Genomic DNA, 24281 nt, shown 5'->3' on the forward strand with positions numbered 1-24281 from the left:
GGCCACGAAACGAGGCTCGCCCGCGGTCTTCTGCGGGGTCAGTGCGCCTCGGGAAACCGCACGTACTGCGGCGGGACGGCCTTCGTCAGCCACACCCCGTTGGCGCTGAGGTGGAAGACATGGCCGTCGCGGTGCATGGCTCCGGCGTCCACGGACAGGACGACGGGGCGTCCCCGGCGGGCTCCGACCCGGGTCGCGGTCTCCCGGTCGGCCGACAGGTGCACGTCGTGCCGGTTCATCGGCCGCAGCCCCTCGGCCCGGATCGCGTCCAGGAAGCGGGCCACGGTCCCGTGGTAGAGGTACGGCGGTGGGGGCGCCGGGGGCAGCCCCAGCTCCACCTCGATGCTGTGGCCCTGGCTGGCGCGGATCCGGGTGCCCTCGATCGCGAAGCGCTTCTTGTCGTTGGTGTCGACGACGTGGTCCAGTTCGTCCCGGGTGAAGCGGAAGCCGTGTGCGGCACACGCCGCGATCAGCTCGTCGATCTCGGCCCAGCCGGCCTCGTCGAGGGTGAGGCCGATGCGCTCGGGCTGGTGGCGCAGATGTTTGGAGAGGTACTTCGACACCTTCACGGTGCGTCTGGGATCCATGCCCTCAGCATGACGGGGGAGACGTGGATCACGCATTTTCTTTTGCGTCCCAGGTTTGATCCACAACCAACAGTAGTTATCCACAGGCGAGTTGGTGTTTCTGTGGACAACCGGCCGCACTCCATGGATCTTTCGCCAAGGCCGCCCGGTGAGAGGGTGTTTGCGGCCGGGCGGCACAAGTCACCTCAGAGCGGCGGCCGCACCCGGGCGAGCGCCCCCAACACCCGGGGAGCGAGGCGTGACAGAGCGTGCGCTCCGCGTGCCTCCGGTGTCACCGGGACCACGGCCTCGTCACGGACCACGGCGCGCAGGATCGCGTCCGCGACCTTCTCCGGAGGGTAGTTGCGCAGCCTGTACGCGCGCGTGGCCCGCTTCTGGCGGCGCTGCTCCTCCGCCGCGCCGACGCCCACGAAGGTGGCCGTGCCGGTGATGCCGGTGTTCACCAGTCCGGGGCAAATGGCTGTAACGCCTATGCCCTGACCGGCCAGTTCGGCGCGCAGGCAGGCACTCAGCATCAGCACGGCGGCCTTGGACGTGCCGTAGGCGGCAAGCACCCTGGACGGCTGAAAGGCCACGGCGGACGCGATGTTGACGATGTGCCCGCCCTGACCGCGCTCGGCCATCCGCCCGCCGAAGAGCCGGCACCCGTGGATGACCCCCCACAGGTTGACGTCCAGTACCCGGCGCCAGTCCTCGGAGGTGGTGTCGAAGAACGAACCCGCGAGCCCCACACCGGCGTTGTTCACCAGCACGTCCAACACCCCGTACTCGGCGTGCACCCTGGCCGCGAGTTTCTCCATCTCCCGTTCGTCGGAGACGTCCGCGGTCTCCGCCCAGGCCTGCGGGGCACCGACGAGGCGTGCCGTGCCGGCGGTCCGGACCGCGCTCTCCGTGTCCCGGTCGACGGCGATCACCCGTGCCCCGGCCTCGGCGAACGCGAGCGCCGTGGCCCGCCCGATGCCGCTGCCCGCGCCCGTCACCAGCACCAACTGCCCGCCGAAACGCTCGGCATGGCGGCCGGTGGGCTGTGGCTCCGGTTCTCCCGTGGCCTCGACGGACGTGACGAACTCCGTGATCCACGAGGCGACCCGGTCGGGGCGCGTGCGCGGGACCCAGTGCCTGGCGGGCAGCGTGCGCCGGACCAACCGCGGCACCCACTGCTCCAGTTCGTCGTAGAGCCGCTCCGACAGGAACGCGTCGCCCAGGGGCGTGATGAGCTGCACGGGCACGTGCGCGTGGGCGTCGGGGCGCGGACGCCGCAGCCTGCTCCTCACGTTGTCCCGGTACAGCCAGGCGCCGTTGGCCGCGTCCGAGGGCAGCGACGAGGTCGGGTAGCCGTCGCCCGGCACGTTCTCCACCCGGCGCAGGATCGCGGGCCAGCGCCTGCCGAGCGGTCCGCGCCAGGCCAGTTCGGGCAGGGCGGGCGTGTGCAGCAGGTACACGTACCAGGACTTGGCTCCCTGGCCGAGGAGTTGACCCACCCGGCGAGGAGTGGGCCTGGTGAGGCGCTTGTTGATCCAGTGCCCGAAGTGATCGAGGGACGGCCCGGACATCGAGGTGAAGGAGGCGATCCGGCCCTTGGTGCGCTCGACGGTCACGAACTCCCAGGACTGCACCGAACCCCAGTCGTGCCCCACCAGGTGCACCGGCCGGTCCGGGCTGACCGCGTCCACGACCGCCAGGAAGTCGTCCGTCAGCTTCTCCAGGGTGAACCCGCCCCGCAGCGGCCGCGGCGCGGCGGAGCGGCCGTGGCCCCGGACGTCGTACAGCACGACGTGGAACCGGTCGGCCAGCCGGACCGCGACCTCGGACCAGACCTCCTTGCTGTCCGGGTAGCCGTGCACCAGGACGACCACCGGCCGCCCGGTGTCCCCCAGCTCGGCCACGCACAGCGTCGTCCCGCCGGTGCGCACCCACCGCTCGCGCGCACCCTGGAGCACCGTCACGTTCCCTCCGCCTCGTCCCACCGGTCCGCGTCGACTGCGGTACGTGTCCGTAACTTGACCACGCCGAATCTGGCACTCGTTAGAGATGGCGTCAATAGGGCGGTCGGCAGCCCGGTACCCCCGGTCCCCGTAACTCTCAAGAAGGGCGTCCCCCTACGGGTCCGTACATCTGAGGTCTGAGGCGAAGACGGCTCTGAGGTCTGACGATGTCCGTGGCGCGCGTCACTACATTCGATGCTGTGACTGTGATCGCGACCGAAAGCCTGAGCAAGCGGTTCCCCCGGGTGACCGCGCTCGACCGGCTGTCCGTGGACATCGGACCCGGTGTGACCGGACTCGTCGGAGCCAACGGCGCCGGCAAGTCCACGCTCATCAAGATCCTGCTGGGTCTCTCGCCCGCCACCGAGGGCCGCGCCCATGTGCTCGGCCTCGACGTGGCCACCCAGGGCGCCGCCATCCGCGAGCGGGTCGGCTACATGCCGGAGCACGACTGCCTGCCGCCCGACGTCTCGGCCACCGAGTTCGTCGTGCACATGGCGCGTATGTCCGGCCTGCCGCCCACCGCCGCGCGCGAGCGCACCGCCGACACCCTGCGCCACGTCGGGCTGTACGAGGAGCGCTACCGCCCCATAGGGGGCTACTCCACGGGCATGAAACAGCGCGTGAAGCTGGCCCAGGCGCTGGTGCACGACCCGCAGCTGGTCTTCCTCGACGAGCCCACCAACGGTCTCGACCCGGTCGGCCGCGACGAGATGCTCGGCCTGATCCGCCGCATCCACACCGACTTCGGCATCTCGGTCCTGGTCACCTCCCATCTCCTCGGCGAACTGGAGCGCACCTGCGACCACGTCGTGGTCGTCGACGGCGGCAAGCTGCTGCGCTCCAGCTCCACCACCGACTTCACCCAGACCACCGCCACCGTGGCGATCGAGGTCACCGACACCGACGCCCACCCGGACGGCACCCGCGCGGTCCGCGACGCGCTCCTCGCGCGCGGAGTGGAGATCGTGGAATCCGGCGCGGGCCTGCCCGGCGCCGGCCACATCCTGCTGCTGACCGCCCAGGGCGAGGAGACCTACGACGTCGTCCGTGACGTGGTCGCCGACCTCGGACTCGGCCTGGTCCGCATGGAACAGCGCCGGCACCACATCTCCGAGGTCTTCACCGACGCGGACAGCGCCCCCACGGACGCGACGGACAGCGACACGACCAGGAAGGAGGCCGTCGGCCATGGCGGTTGACCAGCCCGTCACCACCCCCACGGGGGACCAGACCCGCATCCACAACATCGGCTACCGCAGCTACGACGGCCCCCGCCTCGGCCGCGCCTACGCCCGCCGCTCCCTCTACTCGCAGTCCCTGCGCGGCGCCTACGGCCTCGGCCGCTCGGTGAAGTCCAAGGTGCTGCCCATGCTGCTGTTCGTGGTGATGTGCGTGCCCGCGGCCATCATGGTCGCCGTCGCGGTCGCCACGAAGGCCAAGGAACTCCCCGTCGACTACACGCGCTACGCGATCATCATGCAGGCCGTCATCAGCCTGTACGTCGCCTCACAGGCACCCCAGTCCGTCTCCCGCGACCTGCGCTTCAAGACCGTCCCGCTGTACTTCTCCCGGCCCATCGAGACCGCGGACTACGTACGCGCCAAGTACGCGGCGCTGGCCTCGGCGCTGTTCGTCCTCACCGCCGCCCCCCTCCTCGTGCTCTACATCGGCGCGCTGCTGGCCAAGCTCGACTTCGCCGACCAGAGCAAGGGATTCGCCCAAGGACTCGTCTCCGTGGCCCTGCTCTCCCTGCTCTTCGCCGGCATCGGCCTGGTCATCGCCTCGGTGACGCCCCGCCGCGGCTTCGGTATCGCGGCCGTCATCGCCGTCCTGACCATCTCCTACGGCGCCGTCTCCACGCTCCAGGCCATCGCCGAGGCCCAGAACAGCACCGGCGCCATCGCCTGGATCGGACTCTTCTCACCGGTCACCCTGATCGACGGCGTCCAGTCCGCGTTCCTCGGCGCCCAGTCGGCCTACCCCGGGGCCATGGGCCCGAGCACCGGGGAGGGCGTGGTCTTCCTCGCCGTCACCCTCGGTCTGATCGCCGCCAGCTACGGCCTCCTGATGCGCCGCTACCGGAAGGTGGGCCTGTGACCACGCTCCACATCGACCACGTCTCCCGCTGGTTCGGCAACGTGGTCGCCGTCAACGACATCACCATGACCATCGGCCCCGGGGTCACCGGCCTGCTCGGCCCCAACGGCGCCGGGAAGTCCACCCTGATCAACATGATGGGCGGCTTCCTCGCCCCCTCCACCGGCGCCGTCACCCTCGACGGCCGGCCGGTCTGGCGCAACGAGGACATCTACCGGCACATCGGCATCGTCCCCGAGCGCGAGGCGATGTACGACTTCCTCACCGGCCGCGAGTTCGTCGTCGCCAACGCCGAACTGCACGGCCTCGGCGACAAGGCGGCCCAGCGCGCCCTGGCCACGGTGGAGATGGAGTACGCGCAGGACCGCAAGATCTCGACCTACTCCAAGGGCATGCGCCAGCGCGTGAAGATGGCCAGCGCCCTCGTCCACGACCCGTCGCTGCTCCTGCTCGACGAGCCCTTCAACGGCATGGACCCGCGTCAGCGCATGCAGCTCATGGATCTGCTGCGGCGCATGGGGGACGAGGGCCGTACCGTGCTGTTCTCCTCCCACATCCTCGAAGAGGTCGAACAGCTCGCCCGGCACATCGAGGTCGTCGTCGCCGGACGGCACGCGGCCAGCGGCGACTTCCGCAGGATCCGCCGCCTGATGACCGACCGGCCGCACCGCTATCTGGTGCGCTCCAGCGACGACCGCGCCCTCGCGGCCGCACTGATCGCCGACTCGTCGACCTCCGGCATCGAGGTGGACCTGGCCGAGGGCGCGCTGCGCATCCAGGCCGTCGACTTCGGCCGTTTCACCGCGCTGCTGCCGAAGGTCGCCAGGGACCACGGCATCCGGCTGCTGGCGGTCTCGCCGTCCGACGAGTCGCTCGAGTCCGTCTTCTCGTACCTGGTCGCGGCGTAGGAGGCCGAAGATGTACGACCCCACAGTCGCCCGGCTCACCTACCGGGCCCTGCTCGGCCGCCGTCGGGCCCTCATCCTGGGCGCCCTGCCCCTGCTGCTGATCGTGATCTCCGTGGTCGTCCGGGCGCTGACCGGCGCCGACGACCAGACGGCCGCCGACCTGCTGGGCGGTCTCGGGCTGGCCACGATGGTGCCGATCATCGGTGTCATCGCCGGCACCGGCGCGATCGGCCCGGAGATCGACGACGGCTCGGTGGTGTATCTGCTGTCCAAGCCGATCAAGCGGCCCACCATCATCTTCACCAAACTGATCGTGGCGATCGCGGTCACGATGGTGTTCTCTGCCCTGCCGACGCTGATCGCCGGGTTCATCCTCAACGGCAACGGCCAGCAGATCGCCGTGGCCTACACGGTCGCGGCCCTGGTCTCCTCCATCGCCTATGCGGCCCTCTTCCTGCTGCTGGGCACGGTGTCCCGGCACGCGGTGGTCTTCGGGCTCGTCTACGCCCTGGTCTGGGAGGCCCTGTTCGGCTCCCTCGTGCCGGGCGCGCGCACCCTCAGCGTCCAGCAGTGGTCGCTGGCCGTCGCCCACAAGGTGGCCGGCGGGGACCTGGTCACCTCGGACGTCGGGCTGACGACGGCGACCGTGCTGCTGGTCGCGGTGACCGTCCTGGCCACCTGGTACGCGGGACAGAAGCTGCGGGCGCTGACCCTCGCGGGCGAGGAGTAGCAGCGGAGCGGAAGGGGCGGAAGTGCGGCCGCCGTCGCCCTTGACGGTGGCTTCACCTCCTCCCGGGCACACTGGGCCGAAGGATTGCGGCCCATCAGGAGGTCAGGAGGCCGGGATGGCAGACAAGACGTCACAGCGCGGCGGTCGCGAGGAATCCGGTGACGAGATCTGGGACGACCTCGTCCTGGACGAGGACTTCGTCCGGGCCGCCGAGACGTCCGAGCCGTCCGCCCGGGCCCGGATGCTCGCCGCACGCTGGCGGGCCCAGGAGCCCGAACCGCAGCCGTGGCGCTCCGACGAGCCGCCCGCCGGCTGGTTCTTCAGCAAGGCCCGCCGCCGCAGGTGGCGCCGCCGATAGCACACCTGTTTTATTCAGTGGCGCCCGACTCGTGGACGGGGCACAGTGGTTGTCGTCCACCACGAGCTGGGAGAGGAGCGGGGCGATGTCCATGCACGGCAGTACGTCCAGCTCCCGACAGGGCAGCCGGCGGCGGGCTTCGGAGTAGTTACCCCTCCAAGAAGCCCGGTCGCACGGGGAGCTGCCCGGGGCGGCCGCTTCGAGCACGCGATGTCGCTCTCGCGTGGGCCGCCCACCCGGAGGATTGGCCGAGTGGCAAGGCACCGGTTTGCTAAACCGCGGTCGGGTGGAAAAGCCCGCGCACGTTCGATCCGTGCATCCTCCGCAAGACGTTGTGACGCCAAGGCGCGTGGGCGCAGGCGCGGCCCACCCGCACCACGACCGCTTCAGCCCAGCAGACGCTCCACCACGACCGCGACCCCGTCCTCCTCGTTGGAGGACGTCACCTCGTCGGCGACGGCCTTCAGTTCCTCATGCGCGTTGGCCATGGCCACCCCCCGCGAGGCCCACGCGAACATGGGAAGGTCGTTGGGCATGTCGCCGAAGGCGATGGTCTCCGCGGCCTTCACTCCCAGACGGCGGGCCGCCAGGGACAGTCCCGTCGCCTTGGACAGGCCCAGCGGCAGCAGCTCCACGATGCCCTCACCAGCCAGGGCGACGGTCACGAAACCCCCCGCGGCCCGGCGCGCGGCCTCGGCCAGCTCGTCGTCCGTGAGGGCCGGATGCTGTATGTAGATCTTGCTCAGCGGGGCGGTCCACAGATCGGACGCGTCCGTGAACGGCGTCGAGGGCAGCCTTCCGGTGACCGCGTAACCGGGCCCGACCAGCACATCGCCGTCCAGTCCGTCCCGGCTCGCCGCCAGGTACAGCGGGCCCACCTCCGCCTCGATCTTCGCGAGGGCCACCCCGGCGAGCTGCCGGTCCAGGGTCACCGAGGTCAGCAGACGGTGCTCCCCGGCGTGGTACACCTGCGCGCCCTGGCCGCAGACCGCGAGGCCCTCGTAACCGAGGTCGTCGAGGATGTGCCGGGTCCAGGGGACCCCGCGGCCGGTGACCACGATGTGGGCCGCGCCCGCCGCGGTGGCGGCGGCGAGCGCGTCACGGGTGCGCCGCGAGACCGACTCGTCGGAGCGCAGGAGCGTTCCGTCGAGGTCGGTCGCGATCAACCGGTAGGGGAAGCCACCGGAGGGAGAACCGGAGGGCGGCGCGGTGCTCACTTGGCGGTCGGCTCCAGGACCTCTCGGCCGCCGAGGTAGGGGCGCAGCACCTCGGGCACCCGCACCGAACCGTCGGCCTGCTGGTGGTTCTCCAGGATGGCGACGATCGTGCGCGGAACGGCGCACAGGGTGCCGTTGAGCGTGGCCAGGGGGCGGACCTGCTTGCCCTCGCGGACCCGGATCGACAGCCTGCGGGACTGGAACTCGGTGCAGTCCGAGGTCGAGGTCAGCTCGCGGTACTTGCCCTGGGTCGGGATCCACGCCTCGCAGTCGAACTTGCGGGCGGCCGAGGAGCCGAGGTCACCGGTGGCGACGTCGATCACCCGGAACGGCAGCTCCAGCGAGGTCAGCCACTGCTTCTCCCACTCCAGCAGCCGCTGGTGCTCCGCCTCCGAGTCGTCGGGGTGCACGTAGGAGAACATCTCGACCTTGTCGAACTGGTGGACGCGGAAGATGCCCTTGGTGTCCTTGCCGTGCGAGCCGGCCTCGCGGCGGAAGCAGGGCGAGAAGCCCGCGTAGCGCAGCGGAAGGCGCTCGGCGTCGATGATCTCGTCCATGTGGTACGCGGCGAGCGGGACCTCGGAGGTGCCGACCAGATAGAGGTCGTCCTTGTCGAGGTGGTAGACGTCCTGGGCCGCCTGGCCGAGGAAGCCGGTGCCCGCCATCGACTGGGGGCGGACCAGGGCCGGGGTGAGCATCGGCGTGAAGCCGGCCGCCGTGGCCTGCGCGATCGCCGCGTTGACCAGGGCCAGCTCCAGCAGCGCGCCCACGCCGGTCAGGAAGTAGAAGCGGGAGCCGGAGACCTTGGCGCCGCGCTCGACGTCGATCGCGCCGAGCAGCTGGCCGAGCTCCAGGTGGTCCTTGGGCTCGAAGCCCTCGGCGCCGAAGTCACGGATCGTGCCGTGCGTCTGGAGGGTGACGAAGTCCTCCTCGCCGCCGACGGGCACGCCGGGGTGGACGAGGTTGCCGAGCCTGAGCAGCAGCTCCTGGGTCTCGGCGTCGGCCGCGTCGCGCTCGGCGTCGGCCGCCTTGACGTCGGCCTTGAGCTGCTCGGCGCGCTTCAGCAGTTCGGCCTTCTCCTCGGCGGAGGCCTTGGGGATCAGCTTGCCGAGCGACTTCTGTTCGTTGCGCAGTTCGTCGAAGCGGACGCCGGACGACCTGCGCCGCTCGTCGGCGGACAGGAGGGAGTCGACGAGCGCGACGTCCTCTCCACGGGCGCGCTGGGACGCGCGCACACGGTCGGGGTCCTCACGGAGCAGGCGAAGGTCAATCACGCGGTCAAGGCTACCGGTGCCTGGTTGCGACTCACGACTCACTATTCGGAACCGCGTGCCCGGGGTGACGAATCGCGAGCTCACCGCCCGTCATGAGGGAATTGCCGAACGTGTCAAGCGAAAGTGTCTCACTCCCTGGGACGGGTCATGTGACGGGCGTCGCATTGACTCGATCTCCTTGCGCGAGGCGGGACTTGGGGGTGCGGTTGTCCACAGGGGTCCACACCCCGAGTGAGTTATCCACAGGGTGTGCGAAAGCTCTGTGGACATCGGAACGGATCATTCCGAGACCCCTGCGCGACACCGGGAATTCCCGTCCTCGCTGCCCATCGCCCCCACTTTCGAGTGGAAATGCGTCGCCCCAAAGGATTGATCGAAGGAAACGGGTGGACGAAGGGTGATGTGCACGGCTCTGCGCTCGCTTGGGCGCTCCAGGGCGATTTGTCGACTGGATGGCGCTTCGTTGTCGACTTGTCCCCAGGTCGAGAAGCCTACCTGTGGATAACTTCTGTGGATAACGAAGGGAACCGGCGCGGGTTCTAGAACCGGCCGTCCTGGCAGCGCGCGACCCAGTCGGCCGCCGCCATGAACGCGCTGTCCGAGGTTCCGGTCAGCGGAGCGGGTACGTCCGCCGCGGTCGCGTCCGCACGCGGGTACGAGCCGAGGAAGCGCACGTCGCGGCAGATCCGCTTCAGTCCCATCAGCGCGTCCGCCACCCGGCGGTCGGTGATGTGCCCCTCGGCGTCGATGCAGAAGCAGTAGTTGCCGATGCCGGCGCCCGTCGGCCGGGACTGCAGCACCATCAGGTTGACGCCGCGTGTGGCGAACTCGCCCAGCAGGTCGCGCAGCCCACCGGGGTGGTCGTCGCGCTGCCACAGCACGATCGACGTCTTGTCCGCGCCCGTCGGCGCCGCGGGCCGGGCGGGCCGGCCGACGAGCACGAACCGGGTCTGGGCGTTCTCGGCGTCGTGGATCCCGGTCTCCAGGGCGGTGAGGCCGTACCGGGAGGCGGCGAACTCGCCCGCGAACGCGGCGTCGTAACGGCCCTCCTGGACCAGCCGGGCGGCGTCCGCGTTCGAGGCGGCCGACTCCCAGACCGCTTCGGGAAGGTTCGCCTTCAGCCAGTTGCGCACCTGCGGCTGGGCGGCCGGATGCGCGGAGACCGTCTTGATGTCCGCCAGCGTGGTGCCGGGCCGCACCAGCAGCGCGAAGGTGATCGACAGCAGCACCTCGCGGTAGATCATCAGCGGCTCGCCCGCGACCAGCTCGTCCAGGGTGGTGGTGATCCCGCCCTCGACGGAGTTCTCGATCGGCACGAACGCGGCCTCGGCCTCGCCCCCGCGCACCGCGTCGAGCGCGGACTGCACCGACACATAGGGGATCAGCTGCCGGGTGGCGGTCTCCGGAAGCGTGCGCAGGGCGACCTCCGTGAAGGTCCCCTCCGGGCCGAGATACGCATAGCTCGCTGGCATGACCTCACCCTAATGGCCGTAGCGGAACCACGTGCCGCTGTCTCACGAGCACCCCTCCCACGGATGAATCCGCGTAACCCCGGGCGCACCCCTTGGACCGGACCGCGCACCCAGCCCGCCCCACGCGCCCCGCTCACCCCTCCAGCAACGCCTGTCCCACATAGCCGCCCGCCGCCGCCCCGCCGGGCACGGCGAAGAGCCCGCTCGACTCGTGCCGGATGTACTTCGACAGGGCGTCCCCCCGGTCCAGCTTGCGCTGCACGGTGACGAAGCCGCGCAGCGGATCCGCCTGCCAGCACACGAACAGCAGGCCCGCGTCGGGGGTGCCGTCCGGGTCGATGCCGTCGTGGAAGGAGAACGGCCGCCGCAGCATGGCCGCGCCGCCGTTCTGATCGGGCCGGGTGATCCGGGCGTGCGCGTTGAGGGGGACCACCAGATCGCCGTTCGCGTCGGTCTTCTCCAGGTCCATCGCGGTCGTCTCGCCGCCCCCGGTCAGCGGCGCCCCGTCGGACTTGCGCCGCCCGATCACCTGCTCCTGCGCCGTGAGCGACAGCTTCTCCCAGTCGTCGAGGAGCATGCGGATACGGCGAACGACGGCGTAGGAGCCGTTCGCCATCCAGGCGGGATCCTTGGTGCTCTTCGCCGGGACGAAGATGCGCTCGTCGAAGTCGGACTCGGTCGGCTTGGGGTTGCGGGTGCCGTCCATCTGGCCCATCAGATTGCGGGCCGTCATGGGGTGCGCGGTGGCACCCGGGGTGCGGTTGAAGCCGTTCATCTGCCAGCGGACCTTCGCCGCGCTGCCGGCGTCCTTCTGGATCGCGCGCAGGGCGTGGAAGGCGACCAGGGCGTCGTCCGCGCCGATCTGCACCCAGAGGTCACCGTTGCTGCGGGTCCTGTCGAGGTGGTCGGAGGAGAAGTCGGGCAACGGGTCCAGGGCGACCGGGCGCTGCTTCTCCAGACCTGTACGGGCGAAGAAGCTGTTGCCGAAGCCGAAGGTGATCGTCAGCGAGGACGGCCCCGCGTCCCGGGCGATGTCCGTGTCGCCGTTCGGGGCCGCCTCGCCCGCCATCAGCAGCCGGGCCGTCTCCGACCAGCGGCGCAGCAGCGCGGCGGCCTCCTTGCGGCCCGCGCCGACCGCGAGGTCGAAGGCCACCAGATGCCCACGCGCCTGGAGGCCCTGGGTGATGCCGGGCTGGTGTTTCACGTGAAACGGTGCCTGCCCCGCGCCGACCGAGGACAGCGGGGTCGCCCGGGCGGGGGCGGCCGCGTAACCGGCGGCCGCGCCGGCGGCCCCGAGCACCAGCCCGGTGGCACCGGCGGTGCCGAGCAGCTTGCGGCGCGTCAGCCTCGCCACCCCCTCCTCGGAGGAGGGGGCCGCAGACTCATGGATCTCGGTGGTGGACTGGTCGGGCATGGTGCGGTTCAGCCGATCTGCGCGTTCTTGAAGACGGTCACCTGGTCGATGTCGGAGGTCCGCACGGTCACAGCGATCTTCCATTCGCCGGCCACGGGGATCTGCACCCCGTTCGCCGCCCAGTGGCCGGTGGTGATGTGGTCGGGCACGACGGACAGCGGCCCGATGTTCTTGGCTTCGAGGGTGAAGGCGACCTTGACCTCGGGGACGTCGAAGCCGCGCCCGTTGGGCCGGGTCACATAGACGTGCATCTCGTTGGCGCCGGTCCGGGCGGGGTCGATGTCCACGCTGACGACGCCCTTGCCGTCGGCGCCGCCGGCGTCGAACGCCATGTCCAGCGTCAGCGCACCGGAGGTGGAGTCCGAGGCGTCCGAGGACGAGGACGAGGCGGACGACGAGCCGGCCTTGGCGGCCTCCAGCTCCGTACGGCCCGGCTCGGTCGAGGTCAGCGCGGTGGTGACGGCGAGGAGGACGACAGCCACCCCGGCCTCGGCGAGCACCGAGCGGCGCAGTCCGAGGCGGTGCGGATCGCCGTCCCGCAGCCGCTTCTCCCGGGCGGTGTCCACGGCGGCCCGCTGCCGCGCGAGCTGCACGGCCCGCCGCGCGTCACCGCCATCACCGGCACCCTGCGCGCCCCCGGCACCCTGCGCGCCCCCGGCACCCTTCGAGCCCTCGGCACCCTTCGAGCCCTCGGCACCCTTCGAGCCCTCGGCGCTCTTTGACTCCCCGGCCCCCGCGGGAGCGGTCACGTGCTCCTTGCCGGCCTGCTCTTCCCCGACGTCCTCGGCTCCCCCCGCTTCCGTGGCTGCCCCGGCTTCCTCGCCTGCCCCCGCCTTCCCGGCGACGCCCGCCGCGTCCCCCAGTCGGGCCGTCCAGCGGCGGGAGATCCAGGCGATGCCGACGAGTACGGCCACCAGGCAGATCTTCACCAGGAGCAGCCGGCCGTACCCGGTCTCGGTGAAGGCCGACCAGGAGCCGAGCTGGCGCCAGGACTGGTAGACGCCGGTCGCGACCAGGGCGATGACGCTGCCGAAGGCGACCTGGGAGAAGCGGTGGACGGCCGCGGCCTCGACGGGCCGGTCGGCGGGCGCCCGGTAGAGGGCGACGAGCAGCGCGGCGAGCCCGCCCAGCCAGGAGGCGACGGCCAGCAGGTGCAGGATGTCGACCGGCATCGCGATGCCCGGCTGCAGCCCGGTCGAGGCGTGCTCGGCCATGGCCCAGCTCGCCGCGAGCCCCGCGGCCACGACCGTCCCGCCGACCGCGAGCCCGAAGGTGAGGTCCCGCTTCTCCTCTTCCTCGCGCTTGTCGTACGCGCCGAACAGGACGGCGATGAACAGCGCCGCCGCGGCGAGCAGCAGCAGCCGGGAGACGAGCGCCGCGCCCGTCTTGGTCTGCAGGACCTGACCGAGCAGCTCCAGGTCGAAGATGGCACCGACCTTGCCGGAGCTGGTGTAGGAGCCGCGCAGGAGCAGCAGGAACAGCGTGGCCGCGGTCATCGTGAGCCAGCCGGAGACCACCAGCCGCTGCAGCGCCCGTACCCCGCTGCCGCGCTGCCAGCAGGCCAGGACGAAGGCGGCCCCGCCGACCATCACGATGAAGCCGGCGTACGACAGGTACCGCCCGAAGCCGTAGAGCCGGCCGACGACCCCGCCGCCGGCCGTCTGGTCGGAGACCGACACGCTGGTCTTCGAGGGGGAGCCGATGGAGAAGGTGTAGGCGCCGGCGACGGGATGGCTGTCGGCGGACACCACCTGGTAGGTCACGGTGTACGTGCCGTCGGGCAGCCCCGAGTGCAGCTGGACGGCGTACGAGGTGCCGCCGGTGTGGGACGGTTTGCCCTCGTCGACCCGGGCGCCCTTGGGGTCGAGGACCCGCAGCGAGTCGTCGTTCAGGGAGACGGTCTCGGAGAACGTCAGCGTCACCTGGGTGGGTGCCTTGTCGACCACCACTCCCTGCGCGGGGTCGCTGCCGGTCAGCGCGGCATGCGCGGCGGCCGGTCCGGCGCCGGCGAGCAGCGCACCGGTGACCGCCAGGAACAGCAGCACGATCATCCGGACGCGGGGGGCGATGGTCTGCCTCACGGTGGTCCTTCCCTCAGTGGCCGGTCTTGGGGCTGTACACGGCCGACTCCACCGGGATCTCGACCTTCAACGGGCCGGACTCGGCGAAGTGCAGTTCGACGTCGACCGTCTCGCCCTGCACCGGCTTGCGCTTCAGCTTCTCGAACATCAGATGGTTTCCCCCGCTCTTGAACACGAGTTGACCGTGGGCGGGCACCGCCAGCGAGGTGACCTCCTCCATCGAGGACCCGACGGTCTCGTGCAGGGTGACACTGCCGGCGACGGGACTGGTGACGGAGGTCAGTTCGTCCTTGGCGCCGCCCTTGTTGACGACGGTGAGGAAGCCGGCGGCCATGGTGTCGGAGACGGGCTGCGGTATGTAGGCGGACTCGACGGACAGGTCGGCTTTTCCGTCGGAGCCGCAGCCCGCGAGCAGGAACACGCCGGCGATCACCGCCGCGGTGGCCGTTGTGCGACGGCTCACGGGTTCTGCCCCTTCATGATCTTGGGCAGGTCCCTGGTGTAGTCGTCGACCGTGGCTTCCTCGCCGTACAGCAGGTAGCCGCCGTTCGTCTTCGGGGAGAAGGCGATGACCTGGGTGCCGTGGGTGGAGACCATCTTGCCGTTCTTGTCCTTGTGCGGCGGCTCGACGGTGATGCCGACGGTGCGCGCGGCGGCCTGGATGGTGGCGAACTTGCCGGTGAGACCGACGACCTGCGGGTCGATGCCCTTGAGCCACTTGCCGAGCGCGGCCGGGGTGTCCCGGTCCGGGTCGGTGGTGACGAACACCACGCGCAGCTCGTCCTGGTCGGCCCGGGACAGCTGCTTCTTGGCGACGGCGATGTTGCTCATCGTCAGGGGGCAGACGTCCGGGCAGTTGGTGTAGCCGAAGTAGATCAGCGTGGGGTGGCCCGCGGTCTCCTTGCGGAGGTCGTAGGACTTGCCCCGGGTGTCGGTGAGGACCAGGTCCGGCTTGGTGAACGGCTGGTCGAGCACGGTCGCGGCCTGCTTCTTGCCGTTGTCCTCGGCGACCGCGGCGACGGAGGTGTCGGCGCTGTCACCGCTGCCGCAGGCGGAGAGAGTGAGGGTGGCGACGGCGAGCAGCGCGGCCGCGGCGAAGGTCTTCTTGCGCATAGAGAAATGTCCCAGATGGAGGAACTCCGGTACGCACCGGGCCCGTGCGTCCGTGCGGCTGCACGGGCCCGGAGCGTACGGCAGTACGGCGGCACCAGGTACGCGCGTGGGCGGTACTCGGTACTCGGTACTGCGGGTGGAGAGGGAGGCGGAGGTGGGGGCGGGGTGGGCGGTGCCGGTCAGGCGTCGGACGTCGTGCGGCGGCGGCCGGCGAGTACGCCGTAGGCCACCCCGGCGGCGCCGACGACGATGCCGACCACGCCGAGGACCCGGGCGGTGGTGTCGCTGCCGCCGGAGGAGTCGGCGGCGGCCTCGGTGGTCGCGGAGGCGGCCTTGGCGTCGTCGGAGGAATCGGCGGACTCGTCGGAGGCGTCCTCGGCGGTGGCCGCGCCGCCGTGGTGGTCCTCGGTGGCGGCGGACAGGGCGAGCACGGGCGCCGGGTTCTCCGGTTCCTCCGCGCCGTCCTCCTGGACCTCGATCCAGCGGACGACCTCGCCGCCCGAGTAGGTCTGGATCGCCTTGAAGACGAGTTCGTCCGTGTCCTCGGGCAGGGCGCCCATGGAGACCGGGAACCGCTGGATGTAGCCGGGCTCGATGCCCTTGCCGTCGGCGGTCCAGGTGACCTTGGAGACGGCCTCGTTGATCTTCTGCCCGTGCATCTCGAGCGGCTTGGCGAGCTTGGTCTTGGTGACGGTGGCCTTCCAGCCGGCGATCTTCTCCGGCATCACCGAGGCCAGCGGGTGGTCGGTCGGGAAGCTCACCTCGAGCTTGGTGGTCGAGGCGTCGTCGCGCTCGTTCGGAACGCGGAAGTTGACCAGGGCGTAGCCGCCCTTCGCGGCCGTGCCGTCCGGCTGCACGCTGACGTGCGCGAACGCGGGCGAGGACAGCAGGAGGACGGCGGAACCGGCGACGGCAGCGGCGGCGGCGATACGAGAGGCCTGCATGGCGAGGAGCACTCCACTCCGGGATGAGGTCTGTGGTCAGGTCTGAGCACAGGACGGACGGTGGGAGGCGTACGCGACGGGCCGGACCGACCGGCGGGCAGCGCGCACGCACGCGTGCCGCACGACAGCGGCCATCTCTCCCACGGAGTGCTGGTCGTGCCGCGTCAGGCAGCGAGGACGAGGACCGATCCGGTCGGCGGGCCGCGCCTGATCACCGTGTGCTGGAGTGCGGTGATACGGGGCCGCGGGGGCGGGAGCAGGGCGGTGCGCGGGAGACACGGCCCTGTGCCGGGCGCGGCCGGCAGGCCCGCCAGCAGGGCCCGCACCAGCGCGAGCGCCCCGCGCAGGGACCGTACGAGCGCTCCCTCGGCGACCCCGTGCGCCGACAGGTGGATCAGCTGCCGCAGGGCGGAGTCGCCGCGCCGCAGCAGCCAGCCCGTGGCGAGGGCCGAGAGGAGATGCCCGAGGACCATGGGCAGCGACGGCAGCAGGGACATGGTCGGGCCGGCCGCGGACAGGGCGTCCGCCGAGTGGGTCATGGACCCCATCCCGCTCATCCCGGTCATGCCGGTGCCGTCGGTGGGGCTGTAGAGGCGGGCGTCGACGAGGATCTTCTGGGCCTGGGCGGGGCTGATCGCCGCCGCCGTCGCCCCGCAGACCAGCCGCGCCGCCCGTGCGACGAGCGCGGCGTCGGACGTCGACATCGCGCCGGCGGTCGTGGCGGCGGTGTGCTGCCCGAGCCCGAACAGGGTGTGCAGCACGGTCTGTCCGGCCGCGAGCAGCCCCACCATGCCCGGCAGCGAACGCTCACGCCCGGCGAGCGGCACCACGACGGCCAGGGCGCCGAGGAAACCCGCACCGAGCGTCCACGGCGGAACGGTGGCGCAGGAGGCCATGGTGTGCCCGGCCGCGGCCAGCACGACGCAGACCGCGGTGAAGACCGCGGCCCGCAGCAGGCGGACCTCGTGGGGGGCAGTCATGGCGGCCTCATCATCGCACTGCCCTTACGGTCCCCCTGCGGCAGGTCCACGCGATGCGATACGGCCGTCCGCATCATGGAAGATCACTTTTCGGGCGGACCGGTACACCGGATACCTCCTGAGCACCACATACACCGATTCTTGTCATCCGTGCACCCCCCATATGGGCGGCATCACGCGGAATTCGCGCTTACACAAGCGTCCGCGCGGCAATACGTATCGGTATGTCGAGCCGCGGCCAGGAGGCTGGAGCATGAGCATCTGGTGGTCACTCCATCTGCGGCGCGAAGCCGCGAGTGTTCCGCTCGCCCGCCGTCTGCTGCTCGGGACGATGGAGACGGCAGGAGTCGATCCCGACGTGAGCTACGACCTCTCGGTCGCGCTGAGCGAGGCCTGCGCCAACGCCGTGGAGCACGGCGGGGAGTACGCGCGCGGCGGGCCTTCGGAGGCGTACCGGGTCACCGCGTATCTCGACGGCGAGAAGTGCCGGATCGAGGTGGCCGACTCCGGTCCCGGCTTCACCGCGGAGCGCCCCGCTCCCGCGCCGGTGCGCACGAGCGCGGACGCCGAACAGGGCAGGGGCCTCTTCCTCATCCAGGAGCTCGCCGATCACGTGCACATCGGCAACACGCCGGGGCGCGGCGGAGCGGTGGTCAGCTTCGACAAGATCCTGAAGTGGCGCAAGGACGCCCCGCTGATGGCCGTATGACGCCTCCTCAAGTGGCGTGAGCCGCGCGGGGCTTGAGGTTCCTCGGTACTCACAGGTGCCTCTCAGCGTTCCTCCAGCCCGCTGATGGAGTGCGTTCCTACGTTCCTGTTCATGACGGGAAACCACAAGGACACCAGCATCACCCGGCGCCGCGCCCTCGTGGTGACGGGTGGCACGGTCGCGGCCGGCGGGCTCGCCGTCGCGGGCTACCAGTCGGCGTTCGCCGACACCACCACGGACACCGACACCGCCACCGACACCGAGGCCACCGCGGACGCCACCGCGACCGGCGGTGCGTGCACGACGCTGATGAGCAGCGTCACGGAAGGGCCCTACTACCTCGACGGTGCCCTGGTGCGCAAGGACATCACCGAGGGCAAGAGCGGCGTACCGCTGACCCTGCGGCTGACGGTCGTCGACGCCACCGACGGCTGCACCCCGGTCAAGGGCGCCGCGGTCGAGATCTGGCACTGCGACGCCTGGGGCTACTACTCCGGCTACACCACCGCCAACCCCGGTGGCTCCGCCCCCGCCGAGAGCGAGGACGGCTCCACCGCCGACGACAGCACCTATCTGCGCGGTTACCAGATCGCCAACGCCAACGGGGTGGTCAAGTTCGAGACGATCTTCCCCGGCTGGTACACGCCCCGCACCTGCCACATCCACGTCAAGGTGCACACCGGCGGCGAGAAGGAGGACGGCACCTACGAGGGCGGCAAGGTCAACCACACCGGCCAGCTCTTCTTCGACGACACGATCGCCGAGGAGATCTTCGCCCTGGAGCCGTATGCGAAGCACTCCGGCAGCTACACCACCCTTGACGACGACATGGTGTACGACGGCGGCGGCGCCTCCAGCGGCCTGCTGACCTTGAAGGCCGTCCACAAGAAGGACCCCTCCAAGGGCTACAAGGGCTTCCTGACCCTCGGGATCGACCCGGACGCCGAGAACACCGGCGCGGGCAGCGGCAGCGGCGGCGGGGACGGCGGCACCCCGCCGAGCGGCGCCCCGACGGGTGCCCCGCCGAGCGGCGCGCCCACCGACTCCGCCACCGCGTCCTCGTAGGGCGGGGCCATGACCAGCCGTGAGGACGACGTGCTCGCGCAGGCCGCCGTGGCCGCGCTGACCGGTCAGCTGGCCCTGGCCCCCAAGCCCGGCCTGCCCGACCCCCGTGACCTGGACGCCCGTGTCACCCGCAGGGACCACCGCGGGCTGCGCTGGTCGGCGAAGGCACTCGCACCAGGCCTTGCGGCGATGGCCGCCGCCGCCCGCCGCACCGGTGAACCCACACCCCGGCTCCGTGCGGAGCTCGGCGCCATCGGGAGGTGCACCGAACACTCGGTGGGCCTGGCCGGCGGCGGACACCGGGGCGCCCTGTGGACGCTGGGACTGCTGGTCGCCGCGGCCGCCCTCCGTCCCGGCGCGCGGGGCGCCGAGGTCGCCCAGGCCGCCAAGCGGATCGCCGCGCACCCCGACCGGGGCGCACCACGGCGGCCCTCACGCGGGTCGACGGTCTCGGCGAAGTACGGCGCGGCAGGCGCCCGGGGCGAGGCACGCGCCGGGTTCCCTCATGTACGGCGGGCACTGGACGCCCTGGCCACGGCACGCTCCGCCGGCGCGGGCGAGGCCGAGGCACGGCTGGACGCCCTGCTCACCGTGATGTCCACCCTCCAGGACTCCGAACTCCTGTACACGGCCGGCCCCCTGGGCCTGCGCCATGTGCAGGCGGGCGCCCGCGGGGTCCTGGAGGCGGGCGGTGCCCACACGGGTGAGGGCCGTGAGGCACTGGCCGCCTTCGACGCGGACCTCCACGAGAGGGGCTGGAGCCCCCGGGGAAGCGCCGGTCTCCTGGCAGGCGCCCTCTTCGTGGACTCCCTGCCGGACCTCGGGGCAATCCCCTCAGGGACGCGCGGCGAACCGCTCAGCCCTTCAGCGAAGCCATCCAGCTCTCGACGTCGTCGGACCGCCGCGGCAGCCCGTCCGACAGATTCCGCTGACCGTCCTCCGTGACGAGGATGTCGTCCTCGATCCGGACGCCGATCCCCCGGTACTCCTCCGGCACGGTCAGGTCGTCGGCCTGGAAGTACAGCCCGGGCTCGACGGTCAGCACCATCCCCGGCTCCAGCGTCCCGTCGACGTACGACTCCACGCGCGCGGCGGCGCAGTCGTGGACATCCATGCCGAGCATGTGGCCGGTGCCGTGCAGCGTCCACCGGCGCTGCAGCCCCAGCTCCAGCACCCGCTCCACCGGCCCCTCGACGAGCCCCCACTCGACGAGCCGCTCGGTGAGCACCCGCTGCGCCGCGTCGTGGAAGTCGCGGTACTTCGCCCCGGGCACGACCGCCGCGATGCCGGCCTCCTGGGCGTCGTACACCGCGTCGTAGATCTTCTTCTGGATCTCGGTGAACCGGCCGCTGACCGGCAGCGTGCGCGTGACGTCCGCGGTGTAGTACGTGTGGGTCTCCACGCCCGCGTCCAGCAGGAGCAGATCACCCGGGCGCACGGGTCCGTCGTTGCGCACCCAGTGCAGCGTGCAGGCGTGCGCTCCGGCCGCGGCGATCGTGCCGTAGCCGACGTCGTTGCCCTCCACGCGCGCGCGGAGGAAGAACGTCCCCTCGATGTACCGCTCGCTGGTCGCCTCGGCCTTGTCCAGGACCCGTACGACGTCCTCGAAGCCGCGGACCGTCGAGTCGACGGCCTTCTGCAGCTCGCCGACCTCGAACGCGTCCTTGACCAGCCGCGCCTCGGAGAGGAAGACCCGCAGCTCCTCGTCGCGCTCGGCGGTGACCTTGTCGGTCAGGGCGGCCTCGATGCCCGCGTCGTACCCGCGGACGACCCGCACCGGGCCGGTGGCCTCGCGCAGGACGCCGGCGAGCTCGCGCACATCGGCGGCCGGGATGCCGTGGCGCTTCTCCGCCTCGCTCAGCGAGTGCCGGCGGCCGACCCACAGTTCGCCCTGGCCGGAGAGCCAGAACTCGCCGTTCTCGCGGTCGGAGCGGGGCAGCAGGTGGATCGTCGCCTCGTGGCCGTCGCCCCTGGGCTCCAGGACCAGGACGCCGTCCTCGGTCTGGTTGCCGGTCAGGTACGCGTACTCGACGGAGGCGCGGAAGGGGTAGTCCGTGTCGTTGGACCGGGTCTTCAGGTTGCCCGCGGGGATCACCAGGCGCTCGCCCGGGAAGCGCGCGGAGAGCGCGGCGCGGCGGGCGGCGGTCTCGGCGGCCTGGGCGATCGGCTCCAGGTCGTGCAGCTCGGTGTCGGCCCAGCCGGACTTCATGTTCTCGGCGAGCTCGTCGGACACGCCCGGGTACAGGCCGTTCTTGCGCTGCTTGATGGGCTCCTCGGTCTCCTCCGGGTTCTCCGGGGTCTCCGGCGTCTCCGGGGTGAGCTCCTCGGCCACGGTCATCCTCCTCGATACGGCACTGGACCCTGTCCATCGTACGGTCGTACGGGAGACCGGCCGGGGGAGGAACCCGGGCACCCGGAAGCGCGGGGGAGCCCGCAGTCCGGCAGCTCACTCGAAGCGCGCCGCCAGCAGCACCACGTCCTCCTCGCTGTCCCGCTCGGCCGCCCCGTGCGGCAGCACCGTGCGCAGCACATGGTCGGCGATCGCGCCGGGGTCGCTCCGCAGGGCCTTCGGCACCCCGGAGGCGGCCGCGTGCAGCCGGGCGAAGGCACGGTCCGAGGGGTCGCCCGTGCGGTGCAGCAGTCCGTCGGTGTACAGCAGGACCGTCTCGCCGGGCTCCGGATCCAGCTCGACGCTCGGTGCCTCCCAGCAGGTCAGCATGTTGAGCGGGGCGGAGACGGAGGTCTCCACGAACTCGGTGCGGTCTTCGCCGACCAGCAGCGGCGGGCAGTGTCCGGCCCCGGCCAGGGTGATCTTGCGCAGGGCGGGCTCGCAGTAGGCGAACAGGGCCGTCGCGGAGCGGGCGGGCTCGGTCAGGCGCAGCAGCAGCTCCAGGTCGGACAGGACGGCGACCGGGTCCTCTCCTTCCATCACGGCGTACGCCCGCAGGGAGGCGCGCAGCCGGCCCATCGCGGCGACCGCGCTCGGCCCGGAGCCGGTGACCGACCCGACGGCGAGGCCGAGGGCCGCGTCCGGCAGCGGCAGCGCGTCGTACCAGTCGCCGCCGCCGCGCGGGCCGCTGCTGCGGCGGGCGGCGAGCTGGACGCCGGGCACCCTCGGCAGTCGGGACGGCAGCAGTTCCTCGGCCATGGTGGCCATGGACGCGCGCGTGCGCTCGACCTCGACGAGCCGGGCCAGGTGCTCGGCGGCGGTGCGGACGTACAGACCGATCAGGTGGCGCTGGCGCTCGCCCGGTTCGGCGGGCTCGTCGTAGAGCCAGACGGCGGCACCGACCCGGCCCTCGGGGCCCTCGGCGATCAGGGGCAGGGCGTAGCTGGCGGCGTAGCCGAGGCGGGCGGCCACCTCGCGGTGGCGGGGGTCGAGACCGTCCTCGGCGAGCAGGTCGGGCTCGGCGATCTCGCCGTCGGCGCCGGGCAGGCCGTCGAGGATCCGGCCGTAGGAGATGGCGCTGCGCGGCACGGTCTCGATGTGGCCGAGGTCCGCGCGGCCGAGTCCCAGGCCGATGGTGGTGTCGGGGCCGAGGCCGCTGGCCGGTTCCAGGACGACGAGACCGCGCCGGGTGCCCACGAGGGCGGCTCCGGCGCGCAGCAGTTCGGTCAGTGCCTCGTTCAGTGCGTCCGTGCGTGCCAGACGTTCGGTCAGTTCGTGCAGGGTCGTGAGGTCCGAGACCCATCCGGCGAGGCGGTCCGTGAGCAGGGTGCCCGGGTCGGCGGGGGCCGCGGTGGCCGACGGTGTTCCCGGGGAGGCGGGCGCGGGCGCGACAGTGTGTGCTGGCGAGGGAACCGTTGAATCGATTCCAGCCACTTTCGGAGCGTGAGGGGCGTTCATGGCATCCGGCTCTCGGACCGGAGCGTATTGCTCAAAAGCATCGCAAACCCCCATGTCATTCTGCGCCGCTGGCAGTGTCTCCACATGTACACGCACTCGTAAGGGGATGTCCAGCATTGTCCTGCTGGGATTAGTGGTGTCCATGAGGCCTTTGGGGGGAATCGGACGCGACTCTTCCCGCCCTCTTGTCGAATAGCAAAAATGGCTTAAAACTGACTCGGGTTACGGTTGTTTGCGGTCGACTGGCCTTGCTCCACGGAGCGTCACAACGGTCGTGATGGGTACGTACTCGGTAAGGACCAGGGGTCGTCGGGAGCCACCCGGAACCTGGTGGCCGAACCGGGCGTCATAGCCACCGACGACCGTGCCCCATCCTCCCGTGGCGGAGGCCGAGAGAAATACGGCGAGCGGCAAAACGCCAGACTTCGCCACCCCACGCCACGCCCAGCGTTTCGATGGACGCAAGTCGGCGGAGCGGCCGCGGAAGCGGCCGGAGCTCGGCCCCAGGGGTTCCCCTTGTCGAGGACAGGGGTGTGATGCGCCAACAGGTACGCCCAGTGAACTGATCGACACATGGTGTGATGTGGCCCACGGTGTTGCCAGCGGTGCAACGGAAAGGAACGAGCGCTCATGCGCGAGATCCTCGGAAGGCGACGCAGGCTTCTGTCCCAGTCCGGCGAAAAGGGGTCTGAGTCCGTCGACTCGGCCCTGACCTTCGCGACGGAATGGCAGTGGCCCGTCCTGCCCGGCGTGACGGCGGACCAGCGCAGCACCTCGCGGTGCGGCTGCCCCGACCCCGAGTGCGTGCTGCCCGGCGCGCACCCCTTCGACCCCGGCCTGCTCGCGGCCACCACCGACGCCCGTATGGTGCGCTGGTGGTGGACGAACCGGCCGGCGGCGCCGATCATCCTCGCCACCGGGGGCCGGGCCCCCTGCGCGGTCAGCCTTCCCGCGCTCGCCGCGTCCCGCGCGCTCGTGGCGCTGGACCGGCAGGGCATGCGGCTCGGCCCGGTCGTCGCCTCGCCCACCCGGTGGGCGATCCTCGTCCGCCCCTACTCCATGGAGCAGTTGGGCGAACTGCTCTACGCCAAGGACTTCGTCCCCGGCTCCCTGCGCTTCCACAGCGAGGGCGGCTACCTCGCCCTGCCCCCCTCGGAGACCGGCCGGGGTGACATCCGCTGGGAACGCGCCCCGCTGCCCGGCTCGGCCTCCCCCTGGGTGCCCGACGTCGAGGCCGTCGTGGACGCCGTCGTCGACGCCCTCACTCGTACGGGTGTGAACGCGCCCGAGATGTAGCGGTGTCGGGCGCGCGCCGACCCGTGAGGCCCGGCGCCGCGCCCTATCTTCCCCCTATGAACCTTCGTCTCCTCGCCCTCGGCGGAGCCGTGGCCTGCGCGCTCGCACTTCCCTTGGCCATGGCTTCCGCGGGGCAGGTGGGAGACAGAGGCCGCTCGGCGGCGCGCTCCCCGATGTCGTCGGACGGATCCGCGGACGGAT

22 protein-coding genes and 1 tRNA gene are annotated in these 24281 nt (G+C 71.4%); 10 read left to right on the forward strand and 13 right to left on the reverse strand.

Annotated elements, in window-relative coordinates:
- Positions 1-38: 38 nt before the first annotated feature.
- Positions 39-587 carry an RNA 2'-phosphotransferase gene (locus tag U5640_RS23420; RefSeq protein WP_340377726.1) on the reverse strand — a complete coding sequence of 183 codons (549 nt, stop codon included), beginning with the start codon at positions 585-587 and terminating at the stop codon, positions 39-41.
- Positions 588-772: 185 nt separating this feature from the next.
- Entirely contained in the window at positions 773-2533 is a 1761-nt protein-coding gene (locus U5640_RS23425; protein WP_340377727.1) for an SDR family oxidoreductase, read from the reverse strand.
- A 245-nt stretch (positions 2534-2778) separates the two neighbouring features.
- Between U5640_RS23425 and U5640_RS23430 the strand changes: the two genes are divergently transcribed.
- The 6 genes from U5640_RS23430 to U5640_RS23455 all read left to right on the forward strand — a co-directional run bounded on the left by U5640_RS23430 (position 2779) and on the right by U5640_RS23455 (position 6993).
- On the forward strand, positions 2779-3774 hold the full coding sequence (locus tag U5640_RS23430; protein WP_340385268.1) for an ABC transporter ATP-binding protein: 996 nt from the start codon (positions 2779-2781) through the stop codon (positions 3772-3774).
- Positions 3764-4672: an ABC transporter permease gene (locus tag U5640_RS23435; RefSeq protein ID WP_340377728.1), complete on the forward strand. Its 909-nt coding sequence runs from the start codon at positions 3764-3766 to the stop codon at positions 4670-4672. Before U5640_RS23430 ends, U5640_RS23435 begins: the two co-directional genes overlap by 11 nt.
- The gene (locus U5640_RS23440; protein ID WP_067255493.1) at positions 4669-5580 is read left to right on the forward strand and encodes an ABC transporter ATP-binding protein; all 912 of its coding nucleotides are present in this window, start codon (positions 4669-4671) and stop codon (positions 5578-5580) included. The genes U5640_RS23435 and U5640_RS23440 overlap by 4 nt, the downstream gene beginning before the upstream one ends.
- Positions 5581-5590: 10 nt before the next feature.
- Entirely contained in the window at positions 5591-6310 is a 720-nt protein-coding gene (locus U5640_RS23445; RefSeq protein ID WP_340377729.1) for an ABC transporter permease, read from the forward strand.
- A gap of 115 nt (positions 6311-6425) precedes the next feature.
- A complete protein-coding gene (locus U5640_RS23450) occupies positions 6426-6668 on the forward strand; it encodes a hypothetical protein (RefSeq protein ID WP_067255497.1) in 243 nt (80 codons plus the stop codon).
- A gap of 238 nt (positions 6669-6906) precedes the next feature.
- A tRNA-Ser gene (locus U5640_RS23455) sits at positions 6907-6993 on the forward strand.
- A gap of 61 nt (positions 6994-7054) precedes the next feature.
- Here the strand turns inward: U5640_RS23455 and U5640_RS23460 are convergent.
- From U5640_RS23460 to U5640_RS23500, 9 genes are all read right to left on the reverse strand, one after another.
- Positions 7055-7885 (reverse strand): HAD family hydrolase, encoded by an 831-nt coding sequence (locus tag U5640_RS23460; RefSeq protein WP_340377730.1) that lies wholly within the window; start codon positions 7883-7885, stop codon positions 7055-7057.
- Positions 7882-9159 (reverse strand): serine--tRNA ligase, encoded by a 1278-nt coding sequence (gene serS / locus U5640_RS23465; protein WP_340377731.1) that lies wholly within the window; start codon positions 9157-9159, stop codon positions 7882-7884. Before serS ends, U5640_RS23460 begins: the two co-directional genes overlap by 4 nt.
- 539 nt (positions 9160-9698) lie before the next feature.
- Positions 9699-10631, reverse strand: coding sequence for a prephenate dehydratase (gene pheA, locus U5640_RS23470; protein WP_340377732.1), 933 nt, complete (start codon positions 10629-10631; stop codon positions 9699-9701).
- Between the two features lie 133 nt (positions 10632-10764).
- Positions 10765-12045: an iron uptake transporter deferrochelatase/peroxidase subunit gene (gene efeB, locus U5640_RS23475; protein ID WP_340377733.1), complete on the reverse strand. Its 1281-nt coding sequence runs from the start codon at positions 12043-12045 to the stop codon at positions 10765-10767.
- A gap of 8 nt (positions 12046-12053) precedes the next feature.
- Positions 12054-14126, reverse strand: a complete 2073-nt coding sequence (locus tag U5640_RS23480; protein ID WP_340377734.1) for a copper resistance protein CopC — start codon at positions 14124-14126, stop codon at positions 12054-12056.
- A gap of 13 nt (positions 14127-14139) precedes the next feature.
- A complete protein-coding gene (locus U5640_RS23485; RefSeq protein ID WP_340385270.1) occupies positions 14140-14559 on the reverse strand; it encodes a copper chaperone PCu(A)C in 420 nt (139 codons plus the stop codon).
- 26 nt (positions 14560-14585) lie between these two features.
- Positions 14586-15239 (reverse strand): SCO family protein, encoded by a 654-nt coding sequence (locus U5640_RS23490; RefSeq protein ID WP_340377735.1) that lies wholly within the window; start codon positions 15237-15239, stop codon positions 14586-14588.
- Positions 15240-15418: 179 nt separating this feature from the next.
- Positions 15419-16183, reverse strand: a complete 765-nt coding sequence (locus U5640_RS23495; RefSeq protein WP_340377736.1) for a YcnI family protein — start codon at positions 16181-16183, stop codon at positions 15419-15421.
- A 164-nt stretch (positions 16184-16347) separates the two neighbouring features.
- Positions 16348-17163: a hypothetical protein gene (locus U5640_RS23500; RefSeq protein ID WP_340377737.1), complete on the reverse strand. Its 816-nt coding sequence runs from the start codon at positions 17161-17163 to the stop codon at positions 16348-16350.
- A 253-nt stretch (positions 17164-17416) separates the two neighbouring features.
- Between U5640_RS23500 and U5640_RS23505 the strand changes: the two genes are divergently transcribed.
- The 3 genes from U5640_RS23505 (at position 17417) to U5640_RS23515 (ending at position 19882) form a co-directional block, all read left to right on the forward strand.
- Positions 17417-17872: an ATP-binding protein gene (locus U5640_RS23505; RefSeq protein WP_340377738.1), complete on the forward strand. Its 456-nt coding sequence runs from the start codon at positions 17417-17419 to the stop codon at positions 17870-17872.
- Between the two features lie 111 nt (positions 17873-17983).
- Complete coding sequence (locus U5640_RS23510) at positions 17984-18937, forward strand: intradiol ring-cleavage dioxygenase (RefSeq protein WP_340377739.1); 954 nt, start codon at positions 17984-17986, stop codon at positions 18935-18937.
- A 9-nt stretch (positions 18938-18946) separates the two neighbouring features.
- A complete protein-coding gene (locus U5640_RS23515; RefSeq protein ID WP_340377740.1) occupies positions 18947-19882 on the forward strand; it encodes a triphosphoribosyl-dephospho-CoA synthase in 936 nt (311 codons plus the stop codon).
- On the opposite strand, the gene U5640_RS23520 is transcribed toward U5640_RS23515, so the two are convergent.
- Positions 19794-21269 carry an aminopeptidase P family protein gene (locus U5640_RS23520; RefSeq protein ID WP_340377741.1) on the reverse strand — a complete coding sequence of 492 codons (1476 nt, stop codon included), beginning with the start codon at positions 21267-21269 and terminating at the stop codon, positions 19794-19796. The genes U5640_RS23515 and U5640_RS23520 overlap by 89 nt on opposite strands.
- Positions 21270-21383: 114 nt before the next feature.
- Positions 21384-22901, reverse strand: a complete 1518-nt coding sequence (locus U5640_RS23525) for a PP2C family protein-serine/threonine phosphatase (protein ID WP_340377742.1) — start codon at positions 22899-22901, stop codon at positions 21384-21386.
- Between the two features lie 513 nt (positions 22902-23414).
- Here U5640_RS23525 and U5640_RS23530 point away from each other — a divergent pair.
- Positions 23415-24080: a bifunctional DNA primase/polymerase gene (locus tag U5640_RS23530; RefSeq protein WP_340377743.1), complete on the forward strand. Its 666-nt coding sequence runs from the start codon at positions 23415-23417 to the stop codon at positions 24078-24080.
- The last annotated feature ends 201 nt before the right edge of the window (positions 24081-24281 follow it).

Origin of the sequence: Streptomyces sp. SS7 (genome assembly GCF_037993025.1) — a bacterium.
In the GTDB taxonomy this organism is placed as follows: Bacteria; Actinomycetota; Actinomycetes; order Streptomycetales; family Streptomycetaceae; genus Streptomyces.

Bases quoted from the DNA above. Each gene is read 5' to 3' on its own strand.
- pheA (WP_340377732.1), bottom strand. From the start codon at position 10,631: ATGCCAGCGAGCTATGCGTATCTCGGCCCGGAGGGGACCTTCACGGAG.
- U5640_RS23420 (WP_340377726.1), bottom strand. From the start codon at position 587: ATGGATCCCAGACGCACCGTGAAGGTGTCGAAGTACCTCTCCAAACAT.
- U5640_RS23505 (WP_340377738.1), top strand. From the start codon at position 17,417: ATGAGCATCTGGTGGTCACTCCATCTGCGGCGCGAAGCCGCGAGTGTT.
- U5640_RS23525 (WP_340377742.1), bottom strand. From the start codon at position 22,901: ATGCTGGACATCCCCTTACGAGTGCGTGTACATGTGGAGACACTGCCA.
- U5640_RS23450 (WP_067255497.1), top strand. From the start codon at position 6,426: ATGGCAGACAAGACGTCACAGCGCGGCGGTCGCGAGGAATCCGGTGAC.
- U5640_RS23490 (WP_340377735.1), bottom strand. From the start codon at position 15,239: ATGCGCAAGAAGACCTTCGCCGCGGCCGCGCTGCTCGCCGTCGCCACC.
- efeB (WP_340377733.1), bottom strand. From the start codon at position 12,045: ATGCCCGACCAGTCCACCACCGAGATCCATGAGTCTGCGGCCCCCTCC.
- U5640_RS23500 (WP_340377737.1), bottom strand. From the start codon at position 17,163: ATGACTGCCCCCCACGAGGTCCGCCTGCTGCGGGCCGCGGTCTTCACC.
- U5640_RS23510 (WP_340377739.1), top strand. From the start codon at position 17,984: ATGACGGGAAACCACAAGGACACCAGCATCACCCGGCGCCGCGCCCTC.
- U5640_RS23530 (WP_340377743.1), top strand. From the start codon at position 23,415: ATGCGCGAGATCCTCGGAAGGCGACGCAGGCTTCTGTCCCAGTCCGGC.
- U5640_RS23445 (WP_340377729.1), top strand. From the start codon at position 5,591: ATGTACGACCCCACAGTCGCCCGGCTCACCTACCGGGCCCTGCTCGGC.
- U5640_RS23435 (WP_340377728.1), top strand. From the start codon at position 3,764: ATGGCGGTTGACCAGCCCGTCACCACCCCCACGGGGGACCAGACCCGC.
- U5640_RS23495 (WP_340377736.1), bottom strand. From the start codon at position 16,183: ATGCAGGCCTCTCGTATCGCCGCCGCCGCTGCCGTCGCCGGTTCCGCC.
- U5640_RS23515 (WP_340377740.1), top strand. From the start codon at position 18,947: ATGACCAGCCGTGAGGACGACGTGCTCGCGCAGGCCGCCGTGGCCGCG.